This window comes from Novosphingobium humi, from assembly GCF_028607105.1.
Lineage (GTDB): Bacteria > Pseudomonadota > Alphaproteobacteria > Sphingomonadales > Sphingomonadaceae > Novosphingobium > Novosphingobium humi.
This window is the reverse complement of record NZ_CP117417.1, coordinates 1,942,914-1,965,652: the sequence shown is the minus strand read 5'-3', so window position 1 is coordinate 1,965,652 and position 22,739 is coordinate 1,942,914. Positions and strand designations below refer to the sequence as shown.

Annotated in this window: 18 protein-coding genes; 14 read left to right on the top strand and 4 right to left on the bottom strand. The window is 63.8% G+C overall.

Going from position 1 to position 22,739, the window contains the following annotated elements:
* Positions 1–89: 89 nt before the first annotated feature.
* Positions 90–1,403, bottom strand: coding sequence for an ATP-binding protein (locus PQ457_RS09230; protein ID WP_273616585.1), 1,314 nt, complete (start codon positions 1,401–1,403; stop codon positions 90–92).
* The gene (locus tag PQ457_RS09225; protein WP_273616584.1) at positions 1,400–2,107 is read right to left on the bottom strand and encodes a response regulator transcription factor; all 708 of its coding nucleotides are present in this window, start codon (positions 2,105–2,107) and stop codon (positions 1,400–1,402) included. Before PQ457_RS09225 ends, PQ457_RS09230 begins: the two co-directional genes overlap by 4 nt.
* Before the next feature lie 410 nt (positions 2,108–2,517).
* On the opposite strand from PQ457_RS09225, the gene PQ457_RS09220 reads away from it, so the two are divergent.
* From PQ457_RS09220 to PQ457_RS09165, 12 genes are all read left to right on the top strand, one after another.
* Entirely contained in the window at positions 2,518–4,428 is a 1,911-nt protein-coding gene (locus tag PQ457_RS09220) for a CocE/NonD family hydrolase (RefSeq protein ID WP_273616583.1), read from the top strand.
* A 101-nt stretch (positions 4,429–4,529) separates the two neighbouring features.
* A complete protein-coding gene (locus PQ457_RS09215; RefSeq protein WP_273616582.1) occupies positions 4,530–5,966 on the top strand; it encodes an MFS transporter in 1,437 nt (478 codons plus the stop codon).
* Positions 5,967–6,109: 143 nt separating this feature from the next.
* A complete protein-coding gene (gene rfbF / locus PQ457_RS09210; protein WP_273616581.1) occupies positions 6,110–6,895 on the top strand; it encodes a glucose-1-phosphate cytidylyltransferase in 786 nt (261 codons plus the stop codon).
* Positions 6,896–6,901: 6 nt separating this feature from the next.
* A complete protein-coding gene (gene rfbG / locus PQ457_RS09205; protein ID WP_273616580.1) occupies positions 6,902–7,978 on the top strand; it encodes a CDP-glucose 4,6-dehydratase in 1,077 nt (358 codons plus the stop codon).
* A gap of 55 nt (positions 7,979–8,033) precedes the next feature.
* A complete protein-coding gene (rfbH, locus tag PQ457_RS09200; protein WP_273616579.1) occupies positions 8,034–9,425 on the top strand; it encodes a lipopolysaccharide biosynthesis protein RfbH in 1,392 nt (463 codons plus the stop codon).
* Between the two features lie 54 nt (positions 9,426–9,479).
* Complete coding sequence (locus tag PQ457_RS09195; RefSeq protein ID WP_273616578.1) at positions 9,480–10,283, top strand: aldolase/citrate lyase family protein; 804 nt, start codon at positions 9,480–9,482, stop codon at positions 10,281–10,283.
* A gap of 6 nt (positions 10,284–10,289) precedes the next feature.
* Positions 10,290–12,158 (top strand): thiamine pyrophosphate-binding protein, encoded by a 1,869-nt coding sequence (locus PQ457_RS09190; protein WP_273616577.1) that lies wholly within the window; start codon positions 10,290–10,292, stop codon positions 12,156–12,158.
* A gap of 4 nt (positions 12,159–12,162) precedes the next feature.
* Entirely contained in the window at positions 12,163–12,816 is a 654-nt protein-coding gene (locus tag PQ457_RS09185) for an HAD family hydrolase (RefSeq protein ID WP_273616576.1), read from the top strand.
* Positions 12,809–13,753: an NAD-dependent epimerase/dehydratase family protein gene (locus tag PQ457_RS09180; protein ID WP_273616575.1), complete on the top strand. Its 945-nt coding sequence runs from the start codon at positions 12,809–12,811 to the stop codon at positions 13,751–13,753. Before PQ457_RS09185 ends, PQ457_RS09180 begins: the two co-directional genes overlap by 8 nt.
* A 15-nt stretch (positions 13,754–13,768) precedes the next feature.
* Positions 13,769–14,716, top strand: coding sequence for a glycosyltransferase family 2 protein (locus tag PQ457_RS09175; protein ID WP_273616574.1), 948 nt, complete (start codon positions 13,769–13,771; stop codon positions 14,714–14,716).
* Positions 14,713–15,084 carry a GtrA family protein gene (locus PQ457_RS09170; RefSeq protein ID WP_273616573.1) on the top strand — a complete coding sequence of 124 codons (372 nt, stop codon included), beginning with the start codon at positions 14,713–14,715 and terminating at the stop codon, positions 15,082–15,084. Before PQ457_RS09175 ends, PQ457_RS09170 begins: the two co-directional genes overlap by 4 nt.
* Positions 15,085–15,228: 144 nt before the next feature.
* Complete coding sequence (locus tag PQ457_RS09165; protein WP_273616572.1) at positions 15,229–16,851, top strand: MFS transporter; 1,623 nt, start codon at positions 15,229–15,231, stop codon at positions 16,849–16,851.
* 39 nt (positions 16,852–16,890) lie between these two features.
* Here PQ457_RS09165 and PQ457_RS09160 read toward each other — a convergent pair whose 3' ends face one another.
* Positions 16,891–17,352, bottom strand: coding sequence for a DUF3237 domain-containing protein (locus tag PQ457_RS09160; protein WP_273616571.1), 462 nt, complete (start codon positions 17,350–17,352; stop codon positions 16,891–16,893).
* A gap of 96 nt (positions 17,353–17,448) precedes the next feature.
* Between PQ457_RS09160 and PQ457_RS09155 the strand changes: the two genes are divergently transcribed.
* Both PQ457_RS09155 and PQ457_RS09150 read left to right on the top strand, forming a co-directional pair.
* Positions 17,449–19,077 carry an NAD(P)/FAD-dependent oxidoreductase gene (locus PQ457_RS09155; protein WP_273616570.1) on the top strand — a complete coding sequence of 543 codons (1,629 nt, stop codon included), beginning with the start codon at positions 17,449–17,451 and terminating at the stop codon, positions 19,075–19,077.
* A gap of 233 nt (positions 19,078–19,310) precedes the next feature.
* Entirely contained in the window at positions 19,311–20,825 is a 1,515-nt protein-coding gene (locus PQ457_RS09150; RefSeq protein WP_273616569.1) for a helicase HerA domain-containing protein, read from the top strand.
* A 246-nt stretch (positions 20,826–21,071) separates the two neighbouring features.
* Here the strand turns inward: PQ457_RS09150 and PQ457_RS09145 are convergent, their stop codons facing one another.
* Positions 21,072–22,577 (bottom strand): DEAD/DEAH box helicase, encoded by a 1,506-nt coding sequence (locus PQ457_RS09145; protein WP_273616568.1) that lies wholly within the window; start codon positions 22,575–22,577, stop codon positions 21,072–21,074.
* Positions 22,578–22,739: the final 162 nt, after the last annotated feature.

The window sequence follows — 22,739 nt, the reverse complement described above, 5'->3', positions numbered from 1 at the left end:
TGATGAGACCAATCTATGTGTCCGATTTTGCTATGACCGCGCGGCCATGTAAGGAATTGTTTCTGAAAACTGAGCGCCCGATGAACCGCTTACATCGGCGGCTGGGGCAGGCGGATGAGCGCGCGCAGGCCCCCTTCGGGTTTGTTCGACAGGATCAGTTCGGCCCCCTCGCTGCGCAGAACCCGCACCACGATGGGCAGGCCCAGCCCCATGCCCGCCGTGTTGCGCGCCCGCGCGCTGTCCAGCCGGATGAAGGGTTGCAACACCTTGCCCAGATGTTCCTCGGGAATGCCGGGGCCGTCATCCTCGACCGCCAGCGTGACGCCGGCCTTTTCGATCTCGACGCGCACCATGACATTGCCGCCGTAATGCAGCGCATTCTCGATCAGGTTCGACATGGCCCGGCGCAGCGACACCGCCCGCGCCATCACGATCAAACGGTCCGGCCCCTCATACTCGGCCGGATAGCCGCGATCCTGCGCCCCATCGACCAGCGTTTGCGCCATCGCGGCAAGGTCCACCGGCTCTTTGGCGGGGCCCGGTTCGTCCAGCGCAACGAAATCCTGAAGCGAGGCCAGAAGATCGCGCATTTCCGACAGATCGCCGTCCAGCGCGTCGCGCTCATCGGCATCCATCGGCACCCCGTCCAGCCGCAATTGCATCCGCGCCAGCGGCGTGCGCATGTCATGGCCGATGGCCAGCATGGTCTGGGTATTGGCATCGAGCAGGTCATCGATCCGCCGCTGCATGGCGTTGAACGCGCTGATCAGTTCGCGCACTTCGGCCGGGCCGTCCATCTCGATCGGGCGGGCATGGGGCGTGCCGACATGCCGACTGGCCCGCACCAGCCGCCGCAGGGGCCGCAGCGAGGCAAAGACCAGAAACCACGCCAGCGGCACCAGCAGCAGCGTGGGCAGGATGATGCGCAGCAGATAGCTGGCGCGCAGGACAAAGATGTCGCGCGCCTCGCTGTGGAACGTGATCAGCGAATTGTCGCCCAGCACCATCGAGCCATCCACCTCATGCCGGGCATGCAGCGGGGCCAGATGCAGTTGCAGGCGATACTGGTTCAACTGCGGCTGATAGGCGATCAACTGCTGTTGCATCGTGCCGAGGTCAAGCGCGGCCAGCGGGCGCTCGCCCCCTTGCGGTTTCCACACCAGCTTCAGCCCCGGACGGCTCAATTCCTTGGCGAGATTTTCGCGCCGCGCTGAGGGCGTGTCGTTGATCAGGCGCGCGGCAACGACCAGATCATCGGCCAGACTGTCGGCCTCCTCGGCCTCGAGCGCGAATTCATTGGCCCGTTCGAACAGGATCGCATTGGCGCCGATATCCACCAGCATGACCACCGCGAGGATGGCCAGCATCCGCGCGGGCAGGCCAAGGGCGTGCAGCCATTTCAATGGCGGGCAACCTCGGCGGTGAACATATAGCCGATGCCGCGCACGGTGGCGATCGGGGCCTGGCCGTTGGGGTTGGACAGTTTTCGGCGCAGACGGCTGACCAGCACGTCGATGCTGCGGTCCGAGCTGTCGGACAGGCGCGTGCGCGAAAGCTCGATCAGGCGCTGGCGCCCGATCACGCGCTGGGGCTGGCCAAGGAACGTAGCCAGCAGATCGAATTCGGCCCCGGTCAGATCGACCAGCGCGCCTTCGGGCGAGCGCAATTCGTGACGCGAGAGCGAGAGCGACCAGCCATCGAAAGTCAGCATCTTCTGGGCGGGGCTGCGCTCTTCATCGCTGCCGCCGCGCCGCAGCACGGCCCCGATGCGCGCGATCAGTTCACGCGTGCTGAAAGGCTTGGCCAGATAATCATCCGCGCCCAGTTCGAGGCCCAGAACGCGGTCCTCCTCGCTGCCGCGCGCGGAAACAAAGATGACGGGCGTGTCCGATTCCTTGCGCAACCGGCGGAACAGTTCGATGCCCGTGGTGCCCGGCAGCATGATGTCCAGCACGATCAGATCGGCCGGCGCGCTGTCGAGCATGACCCACATTTCCGCGCCCGTGCTGGCCGTGCGCACGTCATAGCCATTGGCCCGCAGCGCCCGCGCCGTCAGCAGGCGCAGCGCCGGATCGTCTTCTACAAGCAGGATGGATTTTGCTGTCATGATATCTGAAACCTGGCCGTGGACGGCGCACAGTAAAGGCGATCGGGGCGCGAGGTAAAGACCTCTTGCCCCGATCGCAAGGGGGCAGGCGCGGATGGAATGGCGCCTGCGGCATGAACCGGCCTCAGGAGGGTTCTTGGGGATCTTCGGCCGGAACGCGTAAAACCGATCAATGCGGAGCGGGGATCTGCGCTGTTTCCTTCAAGGCATATGCCGATGTGAAAGGTAACCGGATCATCTCGTCCTCTTGCATTCGATGCCCATGATCTAGATCGCCCGTTTTGCGCGTTAAGTGCCGGTTTGTGATAAAATGTTTCTGCCTGCCCGTGTTTAGGCGGGGGTGCCCGCTTGCGGGCGGGGCGCAATGGCGACATGCTGCGCCTATTGCATTTGCACAAAGGGGCTTTCCCATGAAACTGCTTCGTTCCGGCGCGTTCCTTGCGCTGGCCTTTGCTATTGCCGCGCCCGCAGGCGCGCAAAATGCCGTGACGCCGATGACGCCCGATGTGGTCAAATCCTATGGCGAGGTGCGCGCCGATGCCGATTTCACCCTGCGCGAGGTGATGATCCCGATGCGCGACGGCACGAAACTCTATACCGCCATTGTGTTCAAGAAGGGCGCCAAGAACGCCCCCATCCTGATCTCGCGCAGCCCCTATAACGCGCATGGCGACGTGACGCGCACGGCCAGCCAGAAGATCACCGAGATCCTGCCCGCGATGGATGCCGAATTTGCCGAAGACGGCTATATCCGCGTCTATCAGGACATTCGGGGCATGCACAAATCCGATGGTGACTGGGTGCTCAACCGCCCCATCGCCGGGCCGCTCAACAAAACCGGCATTGATGAATCCACCGACGCCTATGACACGATTGACTGGCTGGTGAAGAATGTGCCCGAGAGCAACGGCAAGGTCGGCATCATCGGCAGTTCCTATCTGGGCTTCACCTCGCTGATGGCGCTGATCAATCCGCATCCCGCGCTCAAGGCCGCCGTGCCGCAAAGCCCGATGGTCGATGGCTGGATGGGCGATGACTGGTTTCACAACGGCGCGTTCCGGGTGAACAGCTTTGACTACATGGTTGAGATGAGCGTGGGCAAGGGCGATGCCGATGCCAAGATCCCGCGCGGCGCGGGCGACGATTACAGCGCCTATCTGGAGGCGGGATCGGCGGGCGATTTCGCGCGCAAATGGGGCATTGATGGCATTCCCGGCGTGCGCAAGCTGATGGAAAACCCAGCCTATACCCCGTTCTGGTCGCTGCAAGCCGTGGACAAATGGCTGGCCGCGCGGCCCCTGAGCGTGCCCACCATGCTGGTCGTGGGCCAATGGGATCAGGAGGATTCCTATGGCGCCCCCGCCGTCTATCGCGCGCTGGAGCCCAAGGACACCGCCAATGACAAGCTCTCGCTGGTGATCGGGCCGTGGCGGCATTCGGGGGTCAATCACTATGGCTATGAACTGGGCGATGTGAGTTTTACCGGCGACACGGCCCATGAATTTCGCGTCAAATGGCTCAAGCCCTTCTTCGACCACTGGCTGAAGGATGCGCCCGATCCGCATACGCCCCCGGTTTTGACCTATGCCACCGGCATCAACCAGTGGGAGGTCTCGCAGAAATGGGATGATGCGAAAATGACCCCGCTCTATCTGGGTGCGGGGGGCGGCCTGTCCTTTACGCCCGGCGCGGCGGGGCATGACGATTACGTCTCCGATCCGGCCCATCCGGTGCCCTTCCTGCCGCGCCCGCTGTCCATGAGCGACCGCAAGCAATGGACGACATGGCTGGTCCACGATCAGCGCTTTGTCGAGGACCGGCCCGATGTGTTGACCTATAAAAGCGCCCCTCTGGACAAGCCGATCCATATCAAGGGCGCGCCGCGCGTCGATCTCTATGCCGCCACCACGGGCACGGATTCCGACTGGGTGGTCAAGCTGATCGACGTTGCCCCCGACACAACGCCCGAGGCCGCCTCGCAAGGCGCCAAGCCTGCCAATCCCGGTTTCGAGCTGCCGCTGGGCATTGAGATTTTCCGGGGCCGCTATGTCCATGGTTTCGCCACGCCCGCCCCGTGGAAGCCGGGCAAGGTGGAAAATGTCCGCTTTGACCTGCCCAATATCAACCATGTGCTGCTGCCCGGACATCGCTTGATGGTGCAGGTGCAATCCAGCCTGTTCCCGCTTTATGACCGCAATCCGCAGACCTATGTGGCCAATATCTTCAACGCGCGGCCCGGCGATTACAAAGCCGCCACGCAAAGCATCCAGCGCGGCGGGGCCACGGCCAGCGCCGTCCTGTTGCCTATCGCGCAGGATTGACGGCACGGGAGGGGCGGCGCAAACCGCCCCTGTTCCGCTGCGGATTGGTGGCAAATCCGGCTCTTGCCCCGCCGGTTTCATCGGCCTAGAGCCTTTCGCAAATGCAGCAAACGACTCCCCAGACGGCGGATGCGGCCCCTATCGAAGAGGCAGACGGCGCCAGCGATTATCGCCTGATCGGTCTCATCGTTGCCTGCGCGCTGTTCATGGAACAGTTCGACGGCACCGTGCTGACCACGGCCTTGCCCACCATCGCGCGCGATTTCGGCGTGCGGCCCCCCGCGCTTTCGGTGACGGTCACGTCCTATCTGCTGGCGCTGGCGGTGTTTGTGCCGGTCTCGGGCTATATGGCCGACCGGTTTGGCGCGCGGCGGGTGTTTTGCGCGGCGATCGGCGTTTTCGCGCTCGGCTCGCTCGGCTCGGCGCTGACAAATGGGCTGGAGGCCATGGCGGCGGCGCGGTTCCTGCAAGGTCTGGGCGGGGCGATGATGATGCCGGTGGGGCGGCTGGTGATGCTGCGCACGGTGCCTCCGCGCTATATGGTCAGCGCCACCAGCTGGATGCTGGTGCCTGGCCTGCTGGGCACAATTCTGGGGCCGCCGCTGGGGGGCTTTATCGTCACCTATATGCATTGGCGGGCGATCTTTTGGATCAATCTGCCGATTGCTATGCTCGCGCTGGTGCTGGTGTCGCGCTACATTCCCGATGTCCGCGCGCAGGAGCCGCCGGTGTTCGATGCGGTGGGTTTCGTGCTCTCGGCTGTGGCGCTGGCCGCGCTGATGGTGGGGTTTGAGGCGGCGGGGCCGATCCATGCGGGCGCGGTGGCGCTGTTGCCGCTGGGGATCGGGGTGGTGATGGCGCTGGCCTATTGGGCCCATGCGCGGCGACATCCCGCGCCGATCATGGATTTTGCGCTGCTGCGCCACCGCAATTTCCGCCTGTCGTGGATTGCCGGGTCGATCACCCGCCTGCTGCAGGGCGCGCAGCCCTTTTTGCTGGCGCTGATGGTGCAATATGGCTTTGGCTTTTCCGCCGCGCGGGCGGGCACGATCACGCTGGCAACCGCAGTGGGGTCGATCGTGATGAAGGGGCTGGCAGGACCCGTTCTGCGGCGGCTGGGCTTTCGGCGGGGGCTGACCCTGATGGGGGCGGCGGGCACGGTGGTCTATGCAACCTGCGGCTTCTTTTCGCCCGCATGGCCGGAATGGGCGATCTGGGGCGTGCTGGTGCTGGCCGGATTTTTGATGTCATTTCAATTCACCGCCTATAACACCATCGCCTATGACGGATTGGCATCTGAGGAAATGAGCCGCGCGACCAGTTTCTACACCACGTTTCAGCAGCTCACCCTGTCGCTGGGCGTGTGCATGGCGGCCACGATCCTTCAGATCAGCACCGCCGCGCATGGTGTGCAGCACCCCGAGTTGCGGGATTTTGCGCTGGCCTTCTGGATCATCGCGGCGATCAGTTTTACCGCCATCATCCCCAATCTGGCCTTTGCCCCCGATGCCGGATCGCGCCTTACCGAGACGGAATGACGCGAACCTGACACACCGCGCGCGCAGAGGCGCGTTTTGGGACGCCAATGGGCAGAACGCTTGACGTTGCAGGGCAAGTGGCCCATGGCCCGAGCCGAATTTTTTCGTCCTGATTTTACCTGATCAACATATTCGGGGGTCACTTGACCAAGGCAGTAATTCTAGCGGGTGGTTTGGGAACGCGGCTGGGCGAAGAGACTTCGAGCCGCCCCAAGCCGATGGTCGAAGTGGGGGGTATGCCGATCCTGTGGCATATCATGAAGATCTATGCCGCGCATGGGGTCAATGACTTCATCATCTGTCTTGGTTACAAAGGCTATGTCATCAAGGAATTTTTCGCCAATTATTTCCTGCATGCCGCCGATGTGACCATTGATCTGGCCAATAACAAGATGACCGTGCACGAGGCCAAGAGCGAGCCCTGGACGGTGACTTTGGTGGACACCGGGCCGACCGCGCAGACGGGCGGGCGCCTGTGGGGCGTGCGCCGTTTCCTGACCGATGGCGAGCCTTTCTGCTTTACCTATGGCGACGGCGTTTCCGACATCGACATTTCGGCCGAACTGGCCTTTCACCGTGCCCATGGCAAGAAGGCGACGATTGCCGCCGTGGCGCCTCCGGGCCGGTTTGGCGCGCTGGAATTCGGCGATGGTTCGGGCGGGCATGAAGTCACGAGCTTCAAGGAAAAGCCGGCGGGCGATGGCGGCCTCATCAATGGCGGCTTCTTTGTGCTGGACCCCAGCGTGATCGACCTGATTTCGGGGCCGGATACGGTTTGGGAGGATTATCCGCTCGAAACGCTGGCCCACAGCGGCGAATTGGTGGCGTACCGCCATGACGGCTTCTGGCAGCCGATGGATACGCTGCGCGACAAGCAGCATCTTGAACGGCTCTGGGCGCAGGGCGCCGCGCCGTGGAAGAAGTGGTAAGGCATCGTGGCGGTCGTTCATGATCCATCCTTCTGGGCGGGACGGCGGGTTCTGCTGACCGGGCACACCGGCTTCAAGGGGAGCTGGCTGGCGCTCTGGCTGCATCAGATGGGCGCGGTGGTGACGGGCCTGTCGCTGGCGGCCGAGGAGATCAGCCTGTTCCGTCAGGCGCGGGTGGAAAGCCTGCTGACCCATATTGAGGGCGACATCCGCGACATGGCCGTGGCCGAGGCCGCCGTAGCGCAGGCCGACCCGGAGGTGGTGTTCCATCTGGCCGCGCAGCCTTTGGTGCGCCTGTCCTATGACACGCCGGTCGAAACCTTCGCCACCAATGTGCAGGGCACGGTCCATGTGCTGGACGCCTGCCGCCGGGCGCCCAATTTGCGCGCCATCGTGGCGATCACCTCGGACAAGGCCTATGAGAACCGCGAATGGGTCTGGCCCTATCGTGAGTGCGATCCGATGGGCGGGCATGATCCCTATTCAGCCAGCAAGGGCGCGGCCGAGCTGGTGATCGCGGCCTATCGGCGCAGTTTCTTTTCCCAGGCTGGCGCGCCGCTGCTGGCCTCGGTGCGGGCGGGCAATGTGATCGGCGGGGGCGACTGGGCGCTCGACCGACTGGTGCCCGACATCATCCGCGCGCTGATCGCCGGGGAGCGTCCGCTGATCCGTTCGCCCCATTCGATCCGCCCGTGGCAGCATGTGCTCGAGGCGCTGGGCGGCTATCTGCTGATCGCGCAGGCGCTTGCCGCTGGCGAGGCTTGGGCGGCCGAGGGCTGGAATTTCGGCCCGGCCGATGATGATACGCAGCCCGTCAGCTGGATCGCCGACCGGATCACCGGGCATTGGGGCGATGCCGGATGGGACCAGCCCGATCAGGTGTCGGGCCCCCATGAGGCCAAGATCCTCAAACTGGATTGCGCCAAGGCCCGCAATTATCTGGGCTGGCGTCCGGTCTGGGGGCTGGGCGAGGCGCTGGGCCGGATCGTGGAATGGCACAAGGGCGTGGCCGAGGGCGGTGATGCGCAGGCAATTTCCCTGACACAATTGGCCGCTTATCGCGCTTTGTTTCAACAAGGCTAAAATGTTTCAACGCGTCTGAAATTTTCAGAAGACAGTTTACAGGCAGACAGTTTCTATGGCCACGATTGACAATCCCATGCTCGACCTTTCCTCCGCTGTGGCGGGCATGGTGAAGGACAGCGATGAAGGACAATTGCGCGAACTGATCCTTGGTCTGTCCGAGGAATATGCGCGCCGTTACCACGCCCCCCGCGCGTTTCTGCCCGGCGAGAGCGTCGTGCCGGTTTCCGGCAAGGTCGTGGGCGAGGGCGAGCTGCGCAATCTGGTGGATGCCAGCCTCGATATGTGGCTGACCACGGGGCGCTATAACGCGCAATTCGAGGAAAAGCTGGCCGCGCGTCTGGGCGTGGCCCATGCGTTGACGACCAATTCGGGCTCTTCGGCCAATCTGCTGGCGCTGGCGGCGCTGACTTCGCATTATCACCGCAGCGATGCGTTGAAGCCGGGCGATGAAGTCATCACCGTGGCAACGGGTTTCCCCACCACGGTCAATCCCTCGCTGCAATATGGGCTGGTGCCGGTTTTCGTCGATTGCGACATCCCCACCTATAACATCAAGCCCGAGATGATCGAGGCGGCGATCTCGGACAAAACCCGCGCTATCATGATCGCCCACACGCTGGGCAATCCCTTCGACATTGCCGAAGTGATGCGCGTTGCTGAAAAGTACAATCTCTGGGTGGTTGAGGATACGTGCGACGCGCTGGGCGCGACGTTTGACGGCAAGCCGGTGGGCACGTTCGGCCATCTGGGTACGCTCTCCTTTTACCCTGCGCATCACATCACCATGGGCGAGGGCGGGGCGGTCTTCACCGACAAACCGCGCCTGAAGCGGGTGGTCGAATCGATCCGTGACTGGGGCCGCGACTGCTGGTGCGCGCCGGGGCAGGACAACACCTGCGGCAAGCGTTTCAACCGCAAGCTGGGCACGCTGCCGCATGGCTATGACCACAAATACACCTATGGCCATGTCGGCTATAATCTGAAAATCACTGACATGCAGGCGGCCGTCGGGCTGGCCCAGCTTGACCGGCTCGATGGCTTCATCGCCGCGCGCCAGCGCAATTTCGACAAGCTGACGCAATTGCTCAAGCCGCTGGAGGATATCTTCATCCTGCCCAAGGCGACCGAGCGGTCGCAGCCCTCGTGGTTCGGCTATCCCATCACCATCCGTCCCGAGACCGGCATCAACCGCGAGGCTCTGGTCGAATTCCTGACCGAGCAGAAGATCGGCACCCGTTTGCTGTTTGGCGGCAACCTCTTGCACCAGCCCTATATGAAGGGGCGCAACGTGCGCGTGGTGGGCGATCTGGCCAATGCCGATCTGGTGACGACCAATACTTTCTGGTTGGGCATCTATCCGGGTTTGACGGATGACCACCTTAGTTATACCGCCGAGCAGATTGGTGTCTTCCTTGCGGATCATTACGGATCGGCTAAGGGCTAAGCCACCAAGGTTTGTTACGGGCAGGGTCGGAAAGCCAGCCGAAGAGGTTTAGACGTGAACGCATACGAAAAACGCATGTTGGCGATTCTGGCCGAAGGCGCGGCCAAATACGGTTTTGTCTCGGTCAAGGCCGAGTTTGAGGCCGAAGGCACGCGCAGCGATGAATTCCTGCGCCTGCTCGAACTGGCCCGCCGCGCCGGGTTGAAGGTTGCGCTCAAGATCGGCGGCTGCGAGGCGATCCGCGACCTGATCGAGGCGCGCCAATATGGTGTGGATTACATCATCGCGCCGATGGTCGAGACGCCCTATGCGCTTTCCAAGTTCATCGCCGCCAAGGACAAGGTGTTTCCCAAGGACGAGCAGGCGGACATGTCCTTCCTGTTCAACGTGGAAACGGCCACGACCTTTGACGCCCTCGAAAAGCTGGGCGAAGTGGCGCAGGCGGGCAATGTCGGCTTTGTGTTTGGCCGCGTCGATTTCGCTGGCTCGCTGGGTCATGACCGTTCGTTTGTGAACAGCGATGCGATGGCTGATTATGTCAACGCCGTGGCCAAGGTGGCCCAGCAGCGCGGCCTCGAACTGGTCGTGGGCGGCGGGGTCAGCCCGGATTCGGTGCCGCTGCTGGCGGGTGCCCGCGCGCATCGTCTGGACCGTTTCGAAACGCGCAAGGTGGTGTTCGACGCCGCCGTGGTCGAGGATGGCCGCGCACAGGCGGGTATGGAACTGGCAATTGAGTTCGAGCTGCTCTGGCTCAAGAACAAGCGCGATTTCTATCGCGGCATTGCCGAGGAAGACGCCGCGCGCATCGCCATGATGGAGGCGCGTCAGGCCACCGCCAAGACCGCCGAGCCTGCGTAAACCACCATGGCTGAGACTATCCGGGTCGCGGACCTGATCGCCCGCCTGTTGGTGCAAAGCGGTGTTTCGGACTGCTTCATGCTGACGGGCGGCGGGGCCATGCACCTCAACGACGCCTTTGGGCGCGAGGCGGGGCTGCGCAAGATCTTCAACCACCACGAGCAGGCCTCGGCAATCGCGGCGGAAAGCTATGCGCGTCTTTGCGGCAAGCCTGCGTTGGTGAATGTGACCACGGGTCCGGGGGGCGTGAACACGCTCAACGGCGTCTATGGCGCCTATGTCGATTCGATCCCGATGATCGTGGTGTCGGGTCAGGTGAAGCGTGAGACGATTGCGGGCAATTTTCCGCATATCCCGCTGCGTCAGTTGGGCGATCAGGAAGTCGATATTGTCGGCATGGTGCGGCCGATCACCAAATATGCGGTGGTGCTGCAAGACCCGGCGCAGGCCCGCAAGGTGGTGGAAAAGGCGATCTATCTTGCCACGCGCGGGCGCCCCGGCCCGGTGTGGATCGACGTTCCCATCGACGTTCAGGCCGCCCCGGTGGACCCGGACGCGCTGGAGGCTTTTGATCCTGCGGCCGATGTGGACACGGCCAGTGAATGGAACGCGCCCAACAATGCCGCCGAAACCGGCGCGTTGACGGGCGATGCGCTGCAGGCCGAGGTCGGCGCGATGCTGGCCGAATTCTGCGCGGCGGAGCGGCCGGTGGTGTTTGTCGGTGCGGGCGTGCGCCTGTCGAACACGCATGGACGCTTTCTGGCGCTGATCGAGCGTCTGGGCGCGCCGGTCGTCACGGGCTGGAACGCGCATGACGCGCTGCCTAATGCCCATCCGCTGTATGTCGGTCGTCCGGGCAGCGTGGGCGACCGTGGCGGCAATTTCGCCGTGCAGGGTGCCGACTACGTGCTGGTTTTGGGCAGCCGCCTCAACATCCGTCAGATCAGCTATAACTGGCAGAGCTTTGCCCGCAATGCGCGCGTGGCGATGGTGGATATCGACCGGGCAGAGCTTTCCAAGCCGACGCTCAATCTGCACCGGGCGATCCATGCCGATTTGCGCGATTTCTTCGCGGCGGTCGATGCGGTGGGCGTGCCGGCAACGGGGGCGGACAACCGCGCCGCCTATCTGGCGCGCAGCCGCGAGCGAAGCGCGCAATATCCCACCGTGCGTGATGAATTTCGCAGCGAAACCGGCCCGATCAACCCCTATGTCTTTGGCGAGGCGCTGTTTAACGAGCTGGAAGAGGGCGACATCATCGTATCGGGCGATGGCACGGCCTGCGTCACGATCTTCCAATGCGCGGATTTGAAAAAGGGCCAGCGGCTCTATACCAATTCGGGCTGCGCCAGCATGGGCTATGACCTGCCCGGCGCCATCGGGGCTTATTATGCCGGTGGCGGACGGCGGATCATTTGTCTTGCCGGTGATGGCTCGATCATGATGAACCTGCAGGAATTGCAGACCGTCGTGGGCGCGCGCCTGCCGATCAAGATCTTTGTCCTCAACAATGACGGCTATCATTCGATCCGCCAGTCGCAGGTCGCCCATTTCAAGGGCTTCTCGGTCGGCTGCGGACCGGACAGCGGGTTGACCTTCCCCGATTTCGCGCGTCTGGCGGCCGGTTTCGGCTTCCCCGCGCGTAAGGCGGAAAAGGATGGCGATCTGTCCGCCGCGATCCGCGCCACGCTGGATGGTGAAGGCGCGCAATTGTGCGAGGTGATGATCGACAAGGCGCAGCAGTTTGAACCCAAGCTGTCGAGCCGCCGCCTGCCCGACGGCACGATGGTCTCTCCCCCGCTCGAGGATCTCTCGCCCTTCCTGTCGGACGAGGAACTGGCCGCAGCCATGGCGCCCTGCGCCACCTTGCGGTGAGCACATGCTTCGCCATCTGATCTTCGATCTCGACGGCACGCTGGTCGACTCTTGTGCGATCTGCATCGAAATCCTCGAAGGGATGCTGGCGGAGCGCGGCCATGCGCGCAGCATTGACCCCGAATTTGCTCGCCCATGGATGAGCCATGGCGGGCAAAAGATGGTCATGGCGCTGCTGGGCGATGATTGCGGCGATCCGGCGCAGGAACTGGCCGAATTCCGCCGCCGTTATGCCGTGACCCAGACGCGGGTTGAAACGCTCTTCAACCACGTCGCCACCAGCCTGCGCGAATTGCATGAGCAGGGTTTCGTGCTTTCGATCTGCTCTAACAAGCCGCAAAATCTGGTCGACAAGGTACTGGCCGACACCGGCCTTGCCTCGCTGTTTCAAAGCGTGGTGGGCGGGCGCGTGGGCGTGGCGCCCAAGCCTGCGCCCGATCTGCTTGATCTGGTGCTTGCCGATCTGGGTGCCTCGCCCGACCATTGCCTGTTCGTGGGTGACAGCGAGCTGGACCATGCCGTCGCCGATGCGCGCGGCATGCCGTTCCTGTTTCTGACCCATGGCTATGCCGACCCCGATTACCGGCCCGATCCGAACAAGAGCTATGACTGTTTCGGCGAACTGGCGCGCGCGGTGATGGAGCGTGCCCATGGTTGATGGGCTGGAGCCGTCGGTGGCGTCCGCGCTGGTCGAGGATGGGCGGCGCATCGTGATCACCGGGGCGGGGGGCTGGATCGGCCTTGCCACGCTCGATCTGCTGGCCGCGGTGCTTGGCGACAGGTTTGAAAAGCGGGTGCGCGCCTTTGGTTCGAACACGCGCGCGCTGCGGCTTGCCGATGGATCGCAGGTGTTGCAGCGCCCGCTGGCCGATATGGCCTGGCTGCCCAAAGAGCCGACCATCGTGCTTCACACCGCCTTCCTGACCAAGGATCGCGCCGAGGCGATGGACGAGGCGGCCTATATCGCCGCCAATCGCGCAATCAGCGAAAGCGTACTCAAGGCCTTGAACCCGATCGGGGCCGAGGCGATTTTCGTGGCCAGCAGCGGCGCGGCCGCCAAAGCCGATGATCCCGATGCCGGCGCGGCGATGCGCCTCTATGGCGCGCTCAAGCGCGAGGATGAGGAACGCTTTGCCGCATGGGCCGACGAAACCGGGCATCGCGCTGTTATCGCCCGAATCTATGCGCTGACCGGGCACCATATCAACAAGCCGGGCGCCTATGCCATCGCCAGCTTCATCAATGATGCCATCGCCGCCCGCCCGGTCGAGGTGCGTGCCCCGCGCCGTGTCGTGCGCGCCTATGTCGCCATCCGCGAATTGATGAGCCTTGCCTTTGCCGCCCTGCTGGCGCCCAAGGGCGTGCTGCGTTTCGACAGCGGGGGCGAGCCGATGGAATTGGGCGAGATCGCGGGCGTGGTGGCGGCGCAGACGGGCGCCGGCGTCCGGCGCGCCGAAATCACCACCGGCCCTGCTGATATCTATCACGGCGATGATGCGGCCTATCGCGCGCTGCTGGCCGACTATGGCATCGCGCCCGTCCCTCTGGCCGCGCAGGTGGCCGAGATGATCGCATGGGCACAACGCTCCTCTTGAGCGGGAAGGTAATTCATGACGAAGAGTGCCGACATTGATGTCTCGGTGGTCATCCCCTGTTACAATGAGGAGATGAATGCCGGGCCGATTGCCGAGGCGGTGATTGCGCAATTGGAGCCGTTGGGCGTCAGCTTTGACATCATCTTTATCGACAACCATTCGACCGACAACACGGTGGGCATCATCAAGGCGATGTGCCAGCGCGACCCGCGCATCCGCCTGATCGCCAACACGCGCAATTTCGGCCAGATGCGTTCGCCCACCCATGGCATCTATGCCGCGCGGGGGCAGGCGGTGATCGGCATGTGCGCCGATTTTCAGGACAGCCCCGAACTGCTGCCCCATTTCGTGCGCCGCTGGCAGGCGGGCGTGGACATCGTGCTGGGCGTGCGCGAGCGGGAAAAGTCCGGCCTGATGCTGACCGCGATCCGCGCTTTGTCCTATTGGCTGGCCAAGAATTTCGGCGATTTTCAGACCATTCCCAACGCGACTGGCTTTGGCCTTTACAGCCGCCGCGTGGTCGATGCGATCAAGGCGCTGAACGAACCGGAGCCTTTCTATCGCGGATTGCTGGTGGAAACGGGCTTTCCGCTCGAGACGATCAACTATGTTCGTCCGCCGCGGGTTCGGGGCAAATCGAAGAACAATTTCTTTACCCTGCTCGATTTCGCCATCGCGGGCCTGACGGGTTCGTCCAAGCGCCTGCTGCGCGCGCCGCTTTATCTCAGCGTGCTGGGCGCTTTGGTGTCCTTGCTGATGCTGGTGGGCGCGGGGATCGCCTTTTTCACCGGGCGGCCGATTGCGGGCTGGCTGATCGGCATGGTGCTTCAGGCGCAATTCGCGCTGATCTTCGGCTTTATGGGCCTGATGGGCGACCATATCCGCCAGATTTCCGAACGCACACGCGGGACGCCTTTGGTGCTGGAGCGCGAGCGGGTGAATTTCCCGGAGGATTACGGATGATCTCTCGCGCGCGCGCCGTTGAAATCTTGCGCTTTCTGGTGGCGGGCGCGCTCAACACGGCCTTTGGCTATGGGCTTTATGCTGCCCTGATCTGGCTTGGGCTGGACCGCTATCTGGCCCAGGCCATCGGCTATGTGCTGGGCACGGGGTTCAACTATTTCACCTATTCGCGCGGGGTGTTCATCGGCGCAGGCCCGGCGAAAATGCGTTTCGCGCTGTCCTATGCGGGCAATTACCTCATCAATCTGGCGGGGCTGAAACTGGCCTCGCATTTCATTGCCGACCCCTATCTGGCGGGGGCGGTCACGACCTTTGCGGTGGTGGTGCTCAACTATGCGGTGCTGAAGCGGCTGGTGTTCCGGGCCTGAAAAATTGTAAGTAATACGTCTCTTTTCCCCTAGGCAAGGCTCGGCCTGCCCGTTATCCTCGCCCCATAAATCCCGGATACAGATGGAGCGGACAAACCGCTCAGCCGGGGCCGCCCAGCCGGGGGAGAGAGGATTGCGATGCATATGCAGACGGGGAGAATTGCGCCCTCAACGACCCGCGTGGCCAAGGGCGGATGGTATGCCCTACTGCTGGTCTGCGCGATGCAATTGCTCAGCCTGCTGGATCGCAACATTCTGGCGATCCTTTCCCCGCGTATCAAACATGATCTGAACATCGGCGATGCGGAGATGGGCCTGCTGTATGGCACGGTCTTTGCGCTGTTTTACGCGGTCTTTTCGCTTCCTTTGGGGCGTTTGGCTGATGGCTGGCGGCGGACGTGGCTGCTGGCCATCTGCATTGCTTTCTGGTCGCTGGCCACGGGCCTTGCCGGAATCGCCAGCGGCTTTGCCCTGCTCGCCCTTTCGCGCCTTGGCGTGGGCATTGGCGAGGCGGCCAGCCAGCCTGCGGGCACCAGCCTGATCTATGACTATTTCCCCAAGGCGCGGCGAGGGCTGGCCATGGCGATCATGGCGGCGGCGATTGCCATTGGCCTTGGCCTGTCCAGCGTGCTGGGCGGCGTGGCGGCTGATTGGTGGGATGGGCGGTTTGCGGCGGTCGGTGCGCCCTTTGGCCTGCGGGGGTGGCAATTTGCGTTCCTGCTGGCGGCGGTGCCGGGCCTGCCCTTGGCCGGTCTGCTCTGGCGTCTGGCAGAGCCGGTGCGCGGAGCGATTGAGGGCATCACCACCCCGCCCGATCCGCGCCCCTTTGCCGCCTCGTTCGATGTGCTGCTGGCGGTCGTGCCGTTTACCAACTGGCTGATGCTGGCGCGGCGCGGGGCTTCGGCGCGGGTCTGGGCGGTCAATCTGGCGGCCACGGCGGTCATCATTGGCGCGATGGTGGCGCTGGCCCGCGCAGGAGCGGCCTTCAGCCCGCGTCCGCTGCTCAATCTCGGTGTGATCAGCCTGTCGCCCCATACGCTGCAATGGGCGGTGGTGGGCCTGGGCCTGTTTGCCACGCTCAATCTGGTGCAGGCGGTGCGCATCACCGACCGCCCCGCCTATGCGGTGATGCGCAGCCCTTCGCTCATTCTGTGCATCGCGGCCGGTTCTTTGCAAAGCATGATCAATTACGGCTGCATGGCCTTTACTCCGGCCTTTCTGATGAAAACCTATCACCTGACCCCGGCGCAGACGGGTTTGCAGTTCGGGCTGCTTTCGGCCGGATTGGGTGTGGTGGGGCCGATGGTGGCCGGGCCGGTCACGGATTGGGCGGGCCAGAAATTGCCCGGTGTGGGGCGCGTGCTGCTGGCGATGTTTGCGATGGGCGTCTCGCCCTGTCTGGCCTTCTGGGTCTATCACGCGCCCGATGCGGGGGGCTTTTATGCCCGCTTTGTGCTCTACAGCTTTGTGCTGACCATGTGGATGCCGCCGCTTTATGCGGTTATGTATGATCAGGTTCTGCCCCGGATGCGGGGGTTGACCGCCTCGACCTATATCGTGGTGATGACCATCGCGGGGCTGGGCGTGGGGCCATACATCGTGGGGATGATTTCGGACGCCACACATGGCGATCTGGGCCGGGCGATCCTGTCGATCAATTTTGTGGCTGTGCCTTTGGTGCTGGTGCTGGTGGCGCTGGCCATGCGGGTGCGGGGTGATGAGGGCGCGGTTTTGACCCGCGCCCGTGCGGCGGGCGAGCCGGTTTAGCGTTGCTTTGCGTTCAGCGCAGTCTGAACGCAAAACGCGTTACGCCACCCGCCACACCCACAATTTGATGCCCAGCGGATAGCGCGCGCCCGAGCAGATGAAGATCGATCGGTTCATCCATTCATACGGCCCCTTGGGCGCGATGAATTCGGGCACGGTGCGGAAGTAATATTCGGCCGGGTCCACCGTCTCGCCCGCCGCCAGCCTTTGCATCACCTCGGGCGGGCCGTGGCGCAGTCCCTTGTTGCGGATCTGGATGACGACGCCATCGTCGGTCTCGATGGCATAGATCGCATCGGCCACAGTCACGCCATCGGGCCGCGTCAGTTGCCAATCGGCAGCATTGCCGATCAGCCGCCCCTTGATCAGCGGCCCCTCGACCCGCCCGCCGCCCACGATGGGGATGATGCGCCGTGTGCCGTCATAGGTCTCGCCGATGGGGCGGGGCGGTTCGAGTTCGCCGGTGGCTTCATAGACGAATTCCAGTTCGGGCTTGATCATGCATGCTCTCCCAATTTTGCTATGGAGAATAGCGCTGCGCCCGATGCGTGCAAGCGCGGGGTGGCAAAATGATCGCCTTGGGCTTATGGGGCGGGCATGATCCGCCTATCCGACCTCGCCCTGCCGCTAGACCATACGCCCGAGGCGCTTGACGCCGCCATCGCCCAAAGGCTGGGTGTGACGCCGCAGCGCATTTTGCGGCGCACCATGGTCCGGCGCGGCAATGATGCGCGCAAGAAGGGTGCGATCAAGCTGGTCTATGTCTTTGACATTGAACTGGACGATGAGGCCGAAGTGCTGGCTCGGCTGGAGGGGGACAGCCATGTCCGCCCCGCGCCCGACACCGCCTATCGCCCGCCTGTGGTCGCGCCCGATGGCTGGGATGGCACGCGCCCGGTGGTGATCGGGGCGGGGCCATGCGGCTTGCTGGCGGCGCTGATTCTGGCAGAGATGGGGTTGAAGCCCATCATCATCGAACGCGGCAAGGCCGTACGCGAGCGGACCAAGGACACGTGGGCGCTGTGGCGCAAGCATCAGTTGACCCCGGAATCGAACGTCCAGTTCGGCGAGGGTGGGGCGGGCACTTTTTCCGACGGCAAGCTCTACAGCCGGATCAAGGACCCGCGACACCTCTCACGCAAGGTGCTGACCGAATTTGTCAAAGCGGGCGCGCCCGACGATATTCTTTATGAGGCGCATCCCCATATCGGCACGTTCCGTCTGGTGACGATGGTAATTTCCATGCGCGAGACTATCGAGGCGCTGGGCGGAGAATACCGATTCCAGACCCGCGTGGCCGATTTCGACATCAAGGATGGGGCTTTGGCGGGCCTGCATCTGGTCAGCACCGGGGATGGCGCGGAAAGCTATCTGCCCGCGCGCCACTGCATCCTTGCGCCGGGCCATTCCAGCCGCGACACGTTCGAGGTCCTCCACCAGCGCGGCGTGTTCATGGAGGCCAAGCCCTTTGCCATCGGCGTGCGCATCGAACATCCGCAAAGCTGGGTGGACAAGGCGCGCTATGGCGCCTGCGCGGGCCATCCGGTGCTGGGGGCGGCGGCCTATGCGATCTCGCATCAGGCATCGAACGGGCGGGCGGTTTACAGCTTCTGCATGTGCCCCGGCGGGCGCGTGGTGGCGGCCACCAGCGAGGAGGGCCGCGTCGTCACCAACGGCATGAGCCAATATTCGCGCGCAGAATTCAACGCCAATTCGGGCCTTGTGGTCACGGTCGATCCGGGCAAGGATTATCCCGCAGACCCGCTGGCGGGCATTGAATTTCAACGTAAATGGGAAAGCCTCGCCTTTACCGCAGGCGGCGGCGACTATTGCGCGCCGGGCCAGAAGGTGGGCGATTTTCTGGCCCGGCGGGCGTCATCGGGCGATTTCGGCGCGGTCAAGCCGTCCTACCAACCCGGCGTGAAACTGACCGATCTCTCGGCCTGTCTGCCGCCCTATGTGATCGAGGCCATCCGCGAGGCGCTGCCCGTGTTTGGCCGCCAGATCCCGATGTATGACCACCCCGATGTGATCATGACAGGCGTCGAAACCCGCACCTCCAGCCCTTTGCGCATCACGCGGGGCAAGGATTTCCAGTCGCTCAACACGCGCGGGCTCTATCCGGCGGGTGAGGGCGCGGGCTATGCGGGCGGTATTCTCTCGGCGGCGGTCGATGGGATCAAGGTGGCTGAGGCCTTGGCGGTGGAGGTATTGAAGGAAGGTTAGGTTTGCCTCCGGCGGGCAAAGGGCGGGTCCCCCTTGCAATCCCGTTAATGGGTTTGCGGGCGCCTTTGTTTATAGCCTGCGGCGGTGGCTATGGGTGCCGCAGGCTTTCGATTTCAAACGTTGCGCCAGTAATAGGAGCGCGAGGGGCTAGACCCTCGCATTTCCCCCTTATCTTCTGGAAAACTCCGCCCCGGCCCCTTTGCCCACGTCTCCCCACGCGCTACTAGGCCCGCGTGACTGCATCCATCATCATAGGCGAAGAATCGAACGGCAAGGCTGTGCCGATCGACATCGAAGAACTGCTGGCGACGCGCCTGTTGGTGCAGGGCAATTCCGGTTCGGGCAAATCGCATCTGCTGCGTCGTCTGCTCGAGGAATCCGCCCCGCTGGTGCAACAGGTCGTGGTCGATCCCGAGGGCGATTTCGTCACGCTGGCCGAGCCTTTCGGCCATATCGTGGTGGACGGCGCGGCCTATAATACCAATGATCTGGTGCGGCTTGCCAATCGAGTTCGTCAACATCGGGCCAGCGTCGTTCTGGCGCTCGACGGGTTGGAGATCGAGGCGCAGATGCGCTGTGCGGCCACTTTCATCAACGCATTGTTCGATGCCCCGCGCGAGATCTGGTATCCAGCATTGGTGGTGGTGGACGAGGCGCAGATGTTTGCGCCGGCTGCCGCTGGCGAGGTGACGGACGAGGTGCGCCGTCTTTCGCTTTCGGCCATGACCAATTTGATGTGCCGCGGGCGCAAGCGCGGCCTTGCGGGCATCATCGCCACCCAGCGTCTGGCCAAGCTGGCCAAGAATGTGGCGGCCGAGGCGTCGAACTTCCTGATGGGCCGCACTTTCCTCGATATTGATATGCAGCGCGCCGCCGACCTTTTGGGCATGGAGCGGCGGCAGGCCGAAACGATCCGCGATCTGCAACGCGGACAGTTTCTGGCGCTGGGCCCGGCGATCACGCGGCGGCCTTTGTCGGTGCGGATCGGCGGGGTTCAGACCCGCAGCCGCGCTGTCTCCACCGGCCTTCTGCCCCCGCCCAGCGTGACGGGCGACGACCTTCACGCGCTGCTCCACGCCGCGCCCACCGCCGAGGAACTGGCGGCGGAGGAAACCCCGCTGCTGGCCGGTTTGCCGCGCCCGGATGCCAGCGAGTTGATGGATCAGATCAGCACCTATGTCATGGCCCCCGCGCCGGGCGAGGAACCGCTGGTTGATGACAGCGGCCCCAATCTCTTTTCCGCCGCCAGCGTCCCCGCGCCGCCCAGCCTGCCGCCCGAAGAGGTGCAGTCGATCATGGCCGCGATCATGGAAGACATTACGGCTGAGCGCGATTGCACCTATCAGCCGATTTCGTCGCTGTTCCAGGATTTTACCACCCGCTGCCGGATGAAGAAGATCGGTCAGCATGTTGGCGATGTCACCCAGTTCCGCCGCCGCTTCGCGTTGGCCGTGGCGGGCATCTATCGCCCGACGGATGAGGAATGGGCGCCGCTGCTGCAACTCTCGCGCAGCGTGCCCGATGACCTGCTGACGCCTTTCCTTGTCATCGCCCGCGCCGCGATGGACGAGGCGCCATGCCCTGACGATGAAACGCTGGCCCGCGCCTATGGCACCAGTTCGCCCGGACGCATACGCCGTCTGCTCGAACATCTGGAGAAGTCGAACCTGATCGTGGTCAAGACCGATTACAGCGGGCGGCGGTCGATCGGGATTCCGGATCTGGGCGTTTCGACGGCGGCGGTTTAGAAGCCAGAAGGTATGCGAGGGACTCGTCCCCCGCGCTCCCATTACTGTCGGCGTTGCGTCATGGGTTCGACATTGAGTGTCGAAAGCGGCGTTCAAAAATGAAAAGCCTGCGGCGCCTATTACCAGCGCCGCAGGCTTTTCATTGTATGATCCACAAGCAAACCCTGTGAACCCAACCCCATTAACGGGATTGCAAAGGGACCGAGTCCCTTTGCCCGCCGGAGGCATAAAGCCCCCGATCAACCCTCAGCGACGACGCGCCTTTACATCGACATTTTCCCGCAGCGGATCAAACTGCGAAGCGCCGGCAGCGGCGGGACGCGCGCGACCATGCTGTTCGCGGCGTTCGGCGCGGGCGCGGTCGCCTTCGCGCTGGGTGCGCGAACGCTGGCCATCGCGGGGGGTGTCGCGGCCTGCGTGGGGGCGGCGGTCATTGTTGCGGCGGCCTTCCTCGCGGCGTCCGCCGTCACGGCCGCCATCGCGGCGCCCGCCGCCATCACGGCGGCCTTCACCCTGCGGACGCGAAGCCTTGATCGCGCCATTGTCGCCCGTGCCGCGCTTGGCGGGGGCGGGCAGGCGCGCGGCCTCCTTCTGGAATTCGGGGGGCAGCGCCATGGGCGTCAGTTTCACACCCGTCAGACGCTCGATCGAGCGGATGTAGGGGCGCTCGTCCTCGGCGATCAGGCTGATGGCGATGCCATCGGCGCCCGCGCGCGCGGTGCGGCCGATGCGGTGAACATATTGTTCGGCCACATTGGGGATTTCAAAATTGAACACATGGCTGACGCCCGAAACGTCGATCCCGCGCGCGGCAATGTCGGTAGCGACCAGCACCTTGACCGTGCCGTCGCGGAAACCCTTGAGGGCGGCGGTGCGCTGGGCCTGGCTCTTTTCGCCATGGATGGCGGCGGCCGGGATGCCCGCGGGCGTCAGGAAGCGCACAACGCGGTCCGCGCCATGCTTGGTGCGGGTGAACACGATGGTGCGGTCGATGCGGTCGGCATCGCCTTCTTCCTTGGCCAGACCGTCGCGCAGCAGGATCGTCAGCAGGGCCTGCTTTTCGGCCTGGTTGATAAAGATCGACTTCTGTTCGACGCGCTCGGCGGTGGTGGATTGCGGGGCAACCTCGACCTTGACGGGGTTTTGGATGAACTGCTTGCCCAGTTGCTCGATCGCCTGCGGCATGGTGGCGCTGAAGAACAGGCTCTGGCGCTGGGGCGGCAGCAGGCGGGCAACGCGCTTCAGCGGCACGATGAAGCCCAGATCCATCATCTGGTCGGCCTCGTCCAGCACGAAGATTTCAACGTCGCGCAGCGTCAGCGCGCGCTGGTCAATCAGGTCGAGCAGGCGGCCCGGCGTTGCCACCAGCACATCGCAGCCCGGCACCAGCGCGCGGGCCTGTTTGCCCGCCGGAATGCCACCAAAGATGCACTGAATGTTCAGGCTGACATATTTGGCATAGCCGCGCATGTTGTCGGCGATCTGGGCGGCCAGTTCGCGCGTGGGGCTGAGCACCAGCATGCGGCACGAGGCGGGCTTGCGCGGCTTGGGATCGTTGATCAGGCGGTGGAGCGAGGGCAGCGCGAAGGCCGCCGTCTTGCCCGTGCCGGTCTGGGCCAGACCCAGCAGGTCGCGCCCTTCGATCAGCGCAGGGATCGCCTGACGCTGGATCGGCGTGGGATCGTTATAGCCCTTGGCCTCCAACGCGCGCAGCAGGGGTTCAGCAAGGCCAAGCTCGGAAAAATAGGACATGGAATACTTTCAAACAGGCTTCACAGCGCACACCAGCGTAAGCGGCGCGGCAAGCAGGTGGCTCAAAAAGCGCGACCCTGCGTGAGGAGGAAGCGAAAAACGGGCTGCAAATCCGTGAGATCCGGGGCGGGCGGCCACAAATGGCTGCCCTCACGCTGCCCG

Bases quoted from the DNA above. Each gene is read 5' to 3' on its own strand.
- PQ457_RS09160 (WP_273616571.1), bottom strand. From the start codon at position 17,352: ATGATCAAGCCCGAACTGGAATTCGTCTATGAAGCCACCGGCGAACTC.
- PQ457_RS09170 (WP_273616573.1), top strand. From the start codon at position 14,713: ATGATCTCTCGCGCGCGCGCCGTTGAAATCTTGCGCTTTCTGGTGGCG.
- PQ457_RS09145 (WP_273616568.1), bottom strand. From the start codon at position 22,577: ATGTCCTATTTTTCCGAGCTTGGCCTTGCTGAACCCCTGCTGCGCGCG.
- PQ457_RS09225 (WP_273616584.1), bottom strand. From the start codon at position 2,107: ATGACAGCAAAATCCATCCTGCTTGTAGAAGACGATCCGGCGCTGCGC.
- PQ457_RS09185 (WP_273616576.1), top strand. From the start codon at position 12,163: ATGCTTCGCCATCTGATCTTCGATCTCGACGGCACGCTGGTCGACTCT.
- PQ457_RS09180 (WP_273616575.1), top strand. From the start codon at position 12,809: ATGGTTGATGGGCTGGAGCCGTCGGTGGCGTCCGCGCTGGTCGAGGAT.
- PQ457_RS09215 (WP_273616582.1), top strand. From the start codon at position 4,530: ATGCAGCAAACGACTCCCCAGACGGCGGATGCGGCCCCTATCGAAGAG.
- PQ457_RS09165 (WP_273616572.1), top strand. From the start codon at position 15,229: ATGCAGACGGGGAGAATTGCGCCCTCAACGACCCGCGTGGCCAAGGGC.
- PQ457_RS09155 (WP_273616570.1), top strand. From the start codon at position 17,449: ATGATCCGCCTATCCGACCTCGCCCTGCCGCTAGACCATACGCCCGAG.
- PQ457_RS09220 (WP_273616583.1), top strand. From the start codon at position 2,518: ATGAAACTGCTTCGTTCCGGCGCGTTCCTTGCGCTGGCCTTTGCTATT.
- PQ457_RS09175 (WP_273616574.1), top strand. From the start codon at position 13,769: ATGACGAAGAGTGCCGACATTGATGTCTCGGTGGTCATCCCCTGTTAC.
- rfbH (WP_273616579.1), top strand. From the start codon at position 8,034: ATGGCCACGATTGACAATCCCATGCTCGACCTTTCCTCCGCTGTGGCG.
- PQ457_RS09190 (WP_273616577.1), top strand. From the start codon at position 10,290: ATGGCTGAGACTATCCGGGTCGCGGACCTGATCGCCCGCCTGTTGGTG.